This window comes from Desulforhopalus singaporensis (genome assembly GCF_900104445.1).
Taxonomy (GTDB): domain Bacteria; phylum Desulfobacterota; class Desulfobulbia; order Desulfobulbales; family Desulfocapsaceae; genus Desulforhopalus_A; species Desulforhopalus_A singaporensis.
In genome coordinates this window covers 1-11,437 of the sequence record NZ_FNJI01000059.1, presented here as the reverse complement: position 1 = coordinate 11,437, position 11,437 = coordinate 1, and the positions used below count along the sequence as shown (strand labels likewise).

Genomic DNA, 11,437 nt, shown 5'->3' with positions numbered 1-11,437 from the left:
TTTTTTTGCTCTTGCCGTTGCGACGATTACCGGTAATCTCCTGGCTCAGATGAGTATCTAACTCTGCTTCCAGTGCAGCTTCGGTCAGCTGTTTGATAAGCGGGGTGAGGATTCCTTCTTTTCCGAGAAGGGCTTTGCCTTTTTGGAGCTCTTCAAGAGCTTGCTGAAAATCAAATTCTGGTTTTTCTTCTGTCATGTCAGTCTCCTTTGGTCGCTGAATATATCAGCTTTCAGTTACTGACACAAAATTTTGAACACCCTCACAAGGAGTTCATAACTTCTCTCACCTTTCCTACTTCATCCTTTTCATCGATTCCATTATTACCTTAGCAATAGCTTTATTTTTCGTTTTCTCTTCCCGTGACGATACTGTGGAATAATTAACCTTCACTTTATACCCCCGAATTGTTTTAGTTTTTTGTGCTGACTTAGCGTTCTCGTCATTCAAAAAAGAGATAAATGAATCCGGCAACAGAAAAATAATTCGGTTTTCCTTCACTTCAGCAGGAAAAGCGGATGTAACAGCGCGCCTGAGTTTATCAAGCTGTTTATTCTCTGATGCTAGAAGAATCAGCTGGTCATATCCGGCTGACAAGCATTTAGAGACATTTTGCATTTCCCAGGTAGAATCTGTAGAAACTGATATCTCAACGGCAAACTTCCTCCCTTCTCCTTCTAAGGATACATCAACACTTCCGGCACCATCAAAAACAGCTTGCTCAGTAATCGCTTTGAAACCCTTCTCCTGGGCTACATGCTTAATCAGATTCTGTAAGTATCGATGACGTGGGCCACCCCTGCCGGTTTTGGGAATCTCAAGATTTTCCGGAACAGTTTTCTGCTTAACAGGGGGTGGAGGTACTGTTTGTTCTTCTGCATCGGAAACTTTATCAATTGAAGGTGCATCATCCTGCTCTTTTTCTACTACTGGCTCAAGATTATCAAAGACTATTTCTTCTGCTGGACGGCAATACTTGGCTCGATTACGTTCAATTAATTCTGTGTAGGATTTTTGTGGTAAAACCGGCAGGCCTTCAAGTAATCCAAACGGAACGGTGACTGGAATAGTTCTGGATGTAATATTTTTTATCCAGCAAGCGAATTCTGTGTACCCATTTTCTTTTCTGGCATGAAGAATAGTGTCTGAAGTGGTTCGCATTTCTCTCGCTAGCTGAACAGCATCACCGCTACTCACACCACCGGCCAACTTGATACTCGTGCTGGACATCATCGTTCCTTTGAGAGAAGAGTCAAGCTGATCCAGGTTTTGATGGGCAAGCGTTAATCCAACTTTGTATTTTCTTGCTTGATTGAGCTGTTCGTCTATCCTTTCGTCAAAATACTCATGTGCCTCATCTATATATACAAAAAACGGCTTCCTATTCTCTTCAGTAATCGAAGTCCTTCTGAGGATTGCTTGCCCCAAAAGAGCAATAAAGAATCTGCCAAGTATCTGGCAGCCCTCTTTGCGGAGAAGATCTTTTGCGGTATTAATAAGAACTATTTTACCCTCATTCATGGCTTTAAAGAGATCAACTCTGTTTTCAGTATTAGAAAACATTCTTTCTAAAGTCGCATTGGACAAAACTCCCCAAAGGCGAGCCAAGACCTGTTTTTTTGTTTGAGCAAAGGATTTCGAGAAAAACTGGGTTTGAAAAAACGCTCTCGCTGAACCTTGAAGTGCATCCATGTATGGTTTGTACTTCTTACCATCCTCCATTAACTCCCGAAGTGTTTGAATGGTGGCATTAGGAATTTCCATCATCAAGCGAGCTAAATAATTGAAGATCACTCTTTGTCTCTGGGTAAGCTCTGCACCAAAGAGAGCTCCAAACATGTATGAATAGAGATCAACAGTGGCGTTAAGAAGCATTTCTCGCTGAGTGTTTGACAACCCTGACATACCCCTGGCGTTTAAGGCAAACATATTGAGACAGACTGGAAAATCTGTATCTGTTGGATCAATAAGTATGAGCTTTTCTGCTAAGCTTCCATTGACGGTTGGATCAAAGTGAGGAAGCATGGTGATCTTATTGATTAGATCCCCCTGACTCTCGATTACACAAAATCCACGTTTAGCTTTAATATCATCAAGGATGAATGATTGTAGAAGCTGTGTTTTTCCATGTCCGGTACCACCAATAACATGGCAATGTTCAAAACGAGCTTGAATAGGAATGCTAAACGGACAAAGGTAAGAAAAGATTGACTCAAAGGGAGAATAGGCGAGATACTTATCTACTAGCTCTGATGCCTCTAGTTTGGATTTTGTCGGAAGAATAAAAGGTTTAGTGTCTTTTGGATTAGAAAGATCAATGCCAGAAAAATCTATTGCATTTTGATCGAACTGTTCTCTAAGATTGTAAAACAGACAACTTTCTTCCACCTCCTGATTGCAGATAACCGATAGTATGTATTCAATACATTCAGCTGGATTTTCGATTAGATAAATAAAATCAATGAGAAAAAATGAAGTGTCTTTTTTTGCAAAGTCTACTTGGTTGGGTAGTGAACGATATATACCTTCAAATACAGAGCAAAGAACACCTGTCCAACGCTCCAGATTTGCCTCATTCTGTGAATAAATTCGTTTAAAACGACGAAGTCTTTTTTTTATCTCAAGCTGCTCAGACCAAGCATACTCATGTTCCAGATCCAGTTTCGGTCTGTCAAAGAATTCATCCATTTCAACAAATTCCAAAAACGCATCAAAGAAAGGACTAACGAGTTCTACGCTTGGTTGTAATCCTGCATTCTCACAAGCTTTGATTAATGTTTTAACTGCCAGGTTATTTCGATCTATATCAGGAAAAACAGATTCATCATAAATGGCAACGGTGGTGTTATATACCTGATGTAACTCTTTTAAATTGGTGGCTGGACGTATGCTCCTGATTTTTGGGGTATTGAGGGCGTCTACTATCCAGCACCAAAATTTTTCAAACCAGATTTTTCTTTCAGTACTCAATGACCTCTTCTCCGCCAAACGTTGCCATGGTGTCTAAAATCATCTTAAAATTTTTACAAGCTTCCTCCATTTGATCTTTCAGAGCTAACATCTCCATGATGTCATTACACTCAACTCTTTTACCCTTTACAAGATCGTCAACGGTTATTTCGATGCCCATGGCAGCCCTTGAAATCATCCCTAGTACACCGGACCCTCTTTTTTCAAGATTTGTATACAGCATGGCCTTTCCCATTTTGTACTTGGAGAGATTTGCAGACTCTTCATCGGTGAGTTCCGCTTTAGCTTCCATTATGAACTTGAGTTTTCCGGTAAGTCCCTTTTTCTGATCTTTCTGCAAAATAAGCTTCATTAAAGTACCTCCTTGTTTAATTGAGTGTGCCAAGGTCAGGGTTAGTTTGACCTCCACAAATTATACTACAAATCCAATCTTTTACCTATAAAACTGGACATGTCATTGCATGTACGGCATAGTTTTGCAAAACGTATTCATGCATGAGGACTATTTTGAACTTATCACAAATCGTTGTTCGTCTAGTTGAACCTTCCGAAGAAGCCAGATTCCAAGAGTTAATGCAACAATATCATTATCTTGTAGCATTGTCGAAAATCGGCAACACAATTTGGTATGTTGCTACTCTCAATAATGAATGGCTCAGTCTGCTCAGCTTCAGTGCTTCTGCACTCAAATGCGTTGCTCGGGATCACTGGATCGGCTGGGGGCATCGCCTGCAGTACGACCAGCATCACCTGGTAGCCAACAATTCACGATTCCTGATACTACCCAACTACCATTACAAAAAATCTCGCCAGTAAGACTCTTTCCCTCTTCAAAAATCGAATCCAACGCGACTGGCAGACACGTTTCTGTTTCCCTCTGCTGATGCTGGGAACCTTTGTCGATCCCACTCGCTTTGTCGGCACAATCTATCGCGCGGCAAAATGGCAGTTTGTCGGTAATAAAAAAGGATATCAACGTATCATAACGGCTACAGCAATACTCGCAAAACCTCCAAGCTTGTTTTTGTCACCCCCCTTACAGCGCAATGCCTGTCGCATATTATCAGGCCCCTCATTGCCACAACAGTATATAAAAGGAGTAGCAATGAATGAAACTTACCGCCGATCAAATGAGATCACTCCCTGAATTCTTCAAAAAGATTCGAGATCCCCGCCGTCCCCAAGGCAGACCGCACTATGTTCATGTCGTGCTGGCTCTAGCCGCCGGCGCAATCTTATGCGGGATGCCCAGTTACAAGTCCATCGCAGATTGGACAAAAGCTTTGTCTCCCACAGCTCGGGCAAGATTCGGTTGCTACTTCAGTCACCGTGAAAATAGTGTTCCCAGTGAAAGCACCATACGTAACGTAATGATTCGGGTTGATCCGGTTGAGCTTGATCAGGCCCTGCAGTGCTGGAATGCGCAATACGGCGTTATCGACCAAAGCCTGGCGATCGACGGCAAGATAATGCGCAACGCCATTGACGAAAATGGTAGACAAACACATACCATGGGATTCGTTGGGTACCAGAGCAAGCACAGCTACACCCCAAAAAAGTTGGTACCTTGCCAGTAGAAGGGAGCGACGAAGAAAAACAGACAAACGAAATCAAGACTGCCATTTCCCTCCTCGACTGCATAGATATCTCCGGCAAAACCATCACTGCCGATGCTCTACTCACCCAGCGTAAACTGGCTCGATACATCGTTGAAGAACGAAACGCCCATTACCACTTCACTGCCAAGAATAACCAGAAAAAACTTTACAAAGAACTCGAAACATTTTTTGAAAACGTCTACTGGGAGCCAAACCACACGGTCCATGACAAGCCCGCCCATGGCCGCAAGGAGACAATAAAAATATGGCTAACCACAGAACTTAATTCACATCTGAACTTTCCGCATGTCGCACAGGCCTTCAAGGTCGAACGACTCAGGCACAATAGAAAAAGCGGAAAAACTACCCGAGTAGTTGCCTATGGGGTCACCAGTAAATCGCAGGATCTGGCCACCGCAGCACAGGTCCTGGCAGACAACCGTCAGCATTGGAGCATCGAAAACTGTTGCCACTACATCCTCGACTGGAACTAAGATGAGGATCGCAGCAGAATCTCCAAAGGTTACGGTCCGGAAAATTTGACTCGTTTAAGGCGATTCGCTATCAGCCTCATTAAAAGCAAGGGTGTGAGTAATGTAGCTTAAAAAACACGGCAACTGAGTTTTTCTCCGCGCATGGTGGTTTTCAGTTATTTTAAAATACCTGGAAAAAGTCATGGTTTACACGAGGTTGTCAGTTAGAATAAATTAGCCCTGGTGCCAAGGTCTTCTTTTCGCAAACTATTGGCAGAGAAAGGTTTAGAAGGCATTCCGTCAATCATTAATTTAAGGTATATCATATAATTAGGAAGATTGACAATATCTTCTTGATTAAAGGTAGGATAAAATTCTTGTGCCATGTATCTTGCATCATGTGGGCCTAACCGAAATGATATTATCGTACCAACATTACCTAACACTGCTTCACGAATATCTTTCTCAAGCTGATGCAGGTACTGATTGGCTAAAATCAAGCCAACCTTGTACTTCCTGAGTTCTGAGAGCATATTGATTAAGCTAAGCGTACTGAAATTTTGAAATTCATCCACATACATCATAAAAGGAATACGATCTTCTTCTACTGTATCTGCTCTGGAAAATGCAGCTAAACCGGCGGAAGTTAGCAACAATCCCCCTAGTAGATGCGCGGCATCTTCTCCGATGATTCCTTTAGATAAATTAAGAAGTAGAATCTTCTTCTTATCCATTATGTGCCGCACGTGAATTTCTTTCTTAGGTTGAACTAGTATTCTTTTAACAGTAGGGTTAGCTAAAAAAGCTCCAATCTTATTCTGAATAGGGGCGATTGCATTAGCTCGTAAATAGACAGGATACTTTTCATACTCATCTGTCCAAAACTCCTTCACCGATATATTGGTAACACACTGAATCGCTTCCTTTCTATACGCCTTATCATTTAGTATATGAGGAATACATGAAAAATCTGCTCTAGGTTGGTCTAATAAGGTTAAGAGCACATTTCTTAAAATGTGTTCCATCCTGACTCCCCAAGATGAGGAATCAAACTGTTTCTTAAAGATTTCCAGAATACCAGAGGCCACCAAAGGCCTTTTTGCAATAGAGACTCTCTTTAACGGATTATATCCCCAACTATTTGAACTGTCAGGTACGTTTATGTATACCACATCATTTCTTCTACTTTCAGGAATGTTTTGATAGATATTTTCAACCAAATCGCCGTGTGGATCAATCAAAGCAAGGCCTCTGCCTGATTGAATGTCTTGAGTTATTTTCGTTTCCAGCAATGTAGTTTTACCTGTTCCTGTTTTACCTATGATATATGTATGGGAAATCCGATCGGTTTGTTTGATGCCGAACGGTTGATTGGAATTTCTGTGATTAGTTTTTGCGAAAAAAGATATTTCATTTTTTGTTTTCATTTTTTTATTGTGTGAAATATTATCGCCAGGTTGAAGGTGGAAGATTTTGCTTAATACGTAATAATATGCCTTCCGGCACAACAAGAAACGTGCTTTGGTTTAGCTGTTGGGCAAGAAAACTGACCGGAATCACTAAACAAACATATTTTTGATTACCACCAATCTTCAGCAAGCGATAAATTGTACTGAGGAATCGGTGATGATTTACAAGCGTGATAAAAGAGATTTTCAATCATCAGCTCTGATTTAAAACGTCGATTAAACCTGTAACAGAATTCAGCGAGATAACGAGGCAAATGTTTGTGATCAATACCATGATAAGTGGTTCTGACAGAGTTTTTCAGGTTGCCGATTATGATATTGAGCCAGTTAAACAGTTTTTTGCTTTTCTTGTCAGTACCTCCACCAGTGATAAACGCCCAATGATAGTTTCCAACAAGATCGAGACTTCTGAAAACAGGCAAGTCCATCTGTGAACACTGCACATTTTGGAGCAAGATGCTTTTCCGACCAGCGCTTAATCTCGTCAGAAGGAAACCCAGCGACTCTACTAAATCGAATATGACGGGGGTACCCTTTACTATCTCTGCTGAGAGCCGCGATCATAGGCTTCTTACCTGCAGCGCCTCACCCTCGTTTACATCCTTTCCGTTTACCTCCCCAGTAAGCGTCATCAATCTGGACAAGGCCAAAGAGAGGCTGGACGTCATCGGCTTGTTTCATGACCATTTGGAGTTTGTGTTTCGTCCTTATAGCTGCATTGGAGGAAATTCCGAGGTATCTGCTCATAGGCAAAGCAGCCATACCTTCTTTTGACTAAGTAATGGAAAATATAGCTAAAAACCAGACAGTTAGAGGTAACTTAGATGATGTGAAGATAGTATTAGTTATGATAGAATGCTGGTGTCTACACTGGTGGCACTGAAATACACGACGTATCTGAACATAATAGTACTGTTCATGACTGCATTTCGGGCATCGGTACCCGTCAGGCCATCGAGCCTTAAAAAGAAGCCCCCGACACTGCTCTTCGGTACCATATTTTTTAACAAATTCTCTCAAACTCAGGCCTTTTTGGAATTGAATTTTGCTTCTTGGCATAACGGATCCTCCTGTTTTTTGTTCTTGAGGATATTATGTCATGCCAGGGATATCATATAGTGATACCCCTACAGAATTTTTTCATTAGCTGAAGATTGGTGGTAATCAAATATCATTTTGAGGTAAATTTCTGTTTGTCAGCAAATTTTACCGTCTTCTGACTTTTCTCTTTTCGTACATACTGGTCAGTAGGAAAAACACAAAGACCACCCGTTTTAGAGTGGTCTTCGTGATAGAAAACATAGTAGCTAGAGTGATAGTGGTTGTTGGTGATTCAAAGTGTTGCCATACTTCGAATCAAACTCTTGGCTATTTCTTCAAGATCTATTGTTCCTTTAGGCGTTTTTTGTTTTTTGATGTCGATTCGGTATCTGACCCATGTACCGTCTTCGGTATCATTCGCCACGGCGGTTCGAGGTCTGTCTCGACACGGTGGACAGTAGGTAGATTTTTTGTTTCTAAGCACCTCCGTAAATGGAGAATATGTTTTTATTTCAATATATTTTCCATTTAGAAAGAGGTTCGAGGTGGCAAAATTTACCATATGGGATAAATCAGCTAATTCTAGCTGATTTTCCTTTATACAAGCTGTTTTTAGCAGTTCGAGGAATTTGTCTACATGGTGGTCTTCTACTTCCTGTTTCTCGTTCAACTGCTCAATTTTAGATTGAAGTTCGACTTGCTCAAAGATAATTTTTTCCTTCTTCCTGAGGTAGATATCTCTGTCGATCAATCCATCAATAACTGCATCAGTCAATTTATCTAATTTATCATCTAGGACAGTCTTTTTGAATTTAAGCTCTGTAATAGTCTTGTTTCTGAAATCATTTCCTTTTTCCAGTGACTTTTGAGCTATTTCCCTTATTTCATCTAACTGCGAGCCGGTTAAGGCAATATCAGCACTAAATTGTCGTAATACATTCTCAATGATTTCTTGTCTGATCGTTTTTGTCGGGCAACCTTTAGTGTGACATCGATAATAGATATGACCTTTTTGACGCTCTCCAATAATAGAATACTTGCAGTGTGCACATTTCAGCATCCGTTTAAAGTGAAAATCATGTTTGATAACACGTTTGTGTGTTCTTCCATCAAGGATCTGTTGGGTCTTGTTAAAAAGGACTTTTGAAACTATCGGCTTGTGTGAACCGGCAAATACTTCATCTGTTCTTTTGATTTTCATCATTCCTATATAGAAGGGATTTCGTAGAATATTCGCGATGCCAGTCTTTGTTACCTTGCCCCCTTTTCTTCCTCTTAATCCTCTTTTATTCATCTCCTCGGTCAAAGAAATAATTCCATACTTCCCGGTGCAGTACAGTTCAAATGTTTTTCGAACTAGTGGTCCATAAACCAAGTCAATTTCTTTTGTTTTACCCCCTCCCATATCCTTGTATCCAATAGGTGCAGGCAAAGGATAAAAACCTTGCTTTAATCTACCATAAAATCCCTTTAAAACTTCTTTACGAAGATTTCTAATGTAATGAGTAGACATAGCTGCCAAAATGTCAGCAGGAAGCCGTGAAGATTCATCGGAAAGATTAATTCCATCAGAGACAGAATAAAAGTTAATGCCAGCATCAGCCAAAATGTTAATTCTGTTCCAATCTCCGTAATTTCTACTAGAGCGATCTATCTTGTGGAAACAAGCTCCTTCAGCTTTTTCTCTCGTGAGAAGCGCCATCATTTCGTTAAAGGCGGGACGTCCTTCCTTGGCAGCTGTAACTTTTTCTTCAAACCAATGAATAATGGTCAAGTTGTTCTTTTTAGCAAAATCCTCAATAGCCGATTTCTGTTCTATTAGAGAAACACCGTCACCTTGCTTTTGGGTAGATACGCGCACATATCCATAAACTTTCTCCATATATGTAATTGTTAAATTTCAGTTGGTTAATAATGCGTTAACCCCTTTGTGGTAGTACTGTATCAAATTACAGTTTCTGATTCAATTTCGTCCCTTTCAACTCCTTTGTTATATATCCTCACCATTAGGTTTAAATACTCACAAAATCGTTCATGAGCTTCCTTGATTGTTTCTTCTGAACTTCCTTGCAAAAGCTCTCGAATAAATTCAAATGGTTCCTCTTGTTGGAAAAAGTCAATACGCAACACCCATTCATCTTATTAGCAGCATAGATGAAAAGAAGACGGATATATTAGCGTTTTCCACAAAGTACGAGAGCATAGTTTACATTTCCAGCAAAAATTACCTTCTCTAAATTGTAATTGAGAATTGAGTACAATCTGTATATGAATAAAACCAGGAAAAAATACATTCCATCGGTATCAGGGAAATATCCGGATGGGACAATATTTGAACTGCTTCATGACCCTGAAAAAAAGCAAACTACATTCTGTGTTTGGAAAGATGGCAGCTTTGAAATTACTGAAAAATATGAAGAATACGGGACGTTATTAGTGCCATACACACCACACAATAATCTAATCAAGCACAAAATTGTTGTTTTCCCAAGCAAGCCAGAGGAATATTCATCGGAAGTACATCTTATTACCGAAATCCAGGAATATATTCATAAATACGTAGATCTTTCACTAACCTTTGAACAGATAGCTACGTATTACGTACTGTTAACTTGGGTTTATGATTCATTCAACGAGTTACCATATTTGAGAAAGTGCGGTGATTTCGGTTCCGGAAAGACGCGTTTTTTGACGGTACTAGGTTCAATTTGTTACAAACCTATTTTCGCTTCCGGTGGCGCATCATCGGCTTCACTTTTTCACTCTTTAGATAAATTCAATGGAACGCTAATAATAGATGAAGCAGATTTTCGTTTTTCTGACGAAAAGGCCGAAATTACTAAGATCTTAAACAATGGAAATGTGAAAGGATTCCCTATCCTTCGCTGTCAGGTGAAAAAGAATGGCGAGTATAGTCCCCAAGGATTTAATGTTTATGGGCCGAAAATCATTGCAACCAGAGGTCATTATCAGGATAAGGCGTTAGAGAGCCGGTTTTTATCTGAAAATGTTTCCATAAAAAATTTGAGGTCAGATATACCTGTCACTCTTCCTGAGAGTTTCGAAGAGGAAGCCAGGAATCTCAGAAACAAACTCCTATACTACCGTTTCAAAAATCTGAACAGCATTAAAGTTAATGAAGATCTTATAATGGATTACATTGAGCCGAGATTAAATCAAATTTTTATTCCGCTTCTTTCAGTAATATCCAACAGTGACGTTCGAAAAAATATCATAAAACTGGCAAAACAATATGACGACGAAATCAAGTTTGACCGTGGTAATGAGATTGAAGCTGAAGTTCTATCATCGATTAAACAGTTGCTCGGTGAAAAGAAAAAATTAACAGTCAGAGTAATAGCAAACAGATTCTTCCGGTTGTATGGCGATAATTACGTAAAAAAAATTACTCCAAAATGGATTGGGTATGTCGTCAGAAAAAAACTTGGGATCAAAACAATCAAAAGCAATGGCAACTATATAGTTGCCCCTTCACAAGGTAGCAAAATCACATTTCTTTTTGAAAAATATGATGTCTGATTTGGCGTGTCTGATACCAGCTATTCCCGTTTTAGCGACTTATTCGCCAAAGACGCAACTCTTCATGAGGTATCAGAGGTTGTCATGATGAATTTTAAAGGAGCAAGGCTTTCATCTACGATTTATCCGGAGATGAAGTCTTTTTTTTCCTAAAATTGACTGTTTCTTGGGCACATCAATCCATTTTCCCATGGAAATATGATTTTTTCATGGGGCTTTGATCTTTGAAACAACGTTTTTGGGGTTGAGCAAGAAGCCATTACGTTTTGAAAGCCTCCTTGCTGCCAAAAACTATTATCCGCAGGACTCTCTCCATGGAATCTACCTCAAATAACTGCATGGTAGAGC

At 40.0% G+C, this 11,437-nt stretch carries 8 protein-coding genes and 2 pseudogenes; 4 read left to right on the top strand and 6 right to left on the bottom strand.

The genetic code is table 11. The annotated features are described in order from the left end of the window. The 3 genes and pseudogenes from BLQ17_RS20740 to BLQ17_RS20730 form a co-directional block, all read right to left on the bottom strand. Nucleotides 1-196: pseudogene (locus BLQ17_RS20740) on the bottom strand (IS256 family transposase); the annotation flags it as partial. Between the two features lie 96 nt (nucleotides 197-292). Next, nucleotides 293-2,968 (bottom strand): type IV secretory system conjugative DNA transfer family protein, encoded by a 2,676-nt coding sequence (locus BLQ17_RS20735; protein WP_092226047.1) that lies wholly within the window; start codon nucleotides 2,966-2,968, stop codon nucleotides 293-295. Continuing rightward, nucleotides 2,958-3,320 (bottom strand): hypothetical protein, encoded by a 363-nt coding sequence (locus BLQ17_RS20730; RefSeq protein ID WP_092226046.1) that lies wholly within the window; start codon nucleotides 3,318-3,320, stop codon nucleotides 2,958-2,960. Before BLQ17_RS20730 ends, BLQ17_RS20735 begins: the two co-directional genes overlap by 11 nt. Nucleotides 3,321-3,541: 221 nt before the next feature. On the opposite strand from BLQ17_RS20730, the gene BLQ17_RS22780 reads away from it, so the two are divergent. The 3 genes from BLQ17_RS22780 to BLQ17_RS20715 all read left to right on the top strand — a co-directional run bounded on the left by BLQ17_RS22780 (nucleotide 3,542) and on the right by BLQ17_RS20715 (nucleotide 5,060). After that, the gene (locus BLQ17_RS22780) at nucleotides 3,542-3,784 is read left to right on the top strand and encodes a Druantia anti-phage system protein DruA (protein ID WP_342674196.1); all 243 of its coding nucleotides are present in this window, start codon (nucleotides 3,542-3,544) and stop codon (nucleotides 3,782-3,784) included. A 293-nt stretch (nucleotides 3,785-4,077) separates the two neighbouring features. Further along, on the top strand, nucleotides 4,078-4,545 hold the full coding sequence (locus tag BLQ17_RS20720; protein ID WP_092226045.1) for a transposase family protein: 468 nt from the start codon (nucleotides 4,078-4,080) through the stop codon (nucleotides 4,543-4,545). Further along, nucleotides 4,536-5,060: an ISAs1 family transposase gene (locus BLQ17_RS20715; RefSeq protein ID WP_176761367.1), complete on the top strand. Its 525-nt coding sequence runs from the start codon at nucleotides 4,536-4,538 to the stop codon at nucleotides 5,058-5,060. Before BLQ17_RS20720 ends, BLQ17_RS20715 begins: the two co-directional genes overlap by 10 nt. Before the next feature lie 203 nt (nucleotides 5,061-5,263). Here the strand turns inward: BLQ17_RS20715 and BLQ17_RS20710 are convergent, their stop codons facing one another. The 3 genes and pseudogenes from BLQ17_RS20710 to BLQ17_RS20700 form a co-directional block, all read right to left on the bottom strand. Next, entirely contained in the window at nucleotides 5,264-6,466 is a 1,203-nt protein-coding gene (locus BLQ17_RS20710) for a type IV secretory system conjugative DNA transfer family protein (protein WP_092226044.1), read from the bottom strand. 152 nt (nucleotides 6,467-6,618) lie between these two features. Next, nucleotides 6,619-7,567: pseudogene (locus BLQ17_RS20705) on the bottom strand (IS1595 family transposase). Nucleotides 7,568-7,841: 274 nt separating this feature from the next. Further along, nucleotides 7,842-9,431, bottom strand: a complete 1,590-nt coding sequence (locus tag BLQ17_RS20700) for a recombinase family protein (protein WP_092226043.1) — start codon at nucleotides 9,429-9,431, stop codon at nucleotides 7,842-7,844. Between the two features lie 386 nt (nucleotides 9,432-9,817). On the opposite strand from BLQ17_RS20700, the gene BLQ17_RS20695 reads away from it, so the two are divergent. Then, nucleotides 9,818-11,089, top strand: coding sequence for a hypothetical protein (locus BLQ17_RS20695; protein WP_143005589.1), 1,272 nt, complete (start codon nucleotides 9,818-9,820; stop codon nucleotides 11,087-11,089). Nucleotides 11,090-11,437 lie beyond the last annotated feature (348 nt).

What these genes read in the sequence shown, in the direction of transcription:
- BLQ17_RS20730 (WP_092226046.1), bottom strand. Translation starts at nt 3,320, where the DNA reads ATGAAGCTTATTTTGCAGAAAGATCAGAAAAAGGGACTTACCGGAAAA.
- BLQ17_RS22780 (WP_342674196.1), top strand. Translation starts at nt 3,542, where the DNA reads ATGCAACAATATCATTATCTTGTAGCATTGTCGAAAATCGGCAACACA.
- BLQ17_RS20720 (WP_092226045.1), top strand. Translation starts at nt 4,078, where the DNA reads ATGAAACTTACCGCCGATCAAATGAGATCACTCCCTGAATTCTTCAAA.
- BLQ17_RS20710 (WP_092226044.1), bottom strand. Translation starts at nt 6,466, where the DNA reads ATGAAAACAAAAAATGAAATATCTTTTTTCGCAAAAACTAATCACAGA.
- BLQ17_RS20700 (WP_092226043.1), bottom strand. Translation starts at nt 9,431, where the DNA reads ATGGAGAAAGTTTATGGATATGTGCGCGTATCTACCCAAAAGCAAGGT.
- BLQ17_RS20695 (WP_143005589.1), top strand. Translation starts at nt 9,818, where the DNA reads ATGAATAAAACCAGGAAAAAATACATTCCATCGGTATCAGGGAAATAT.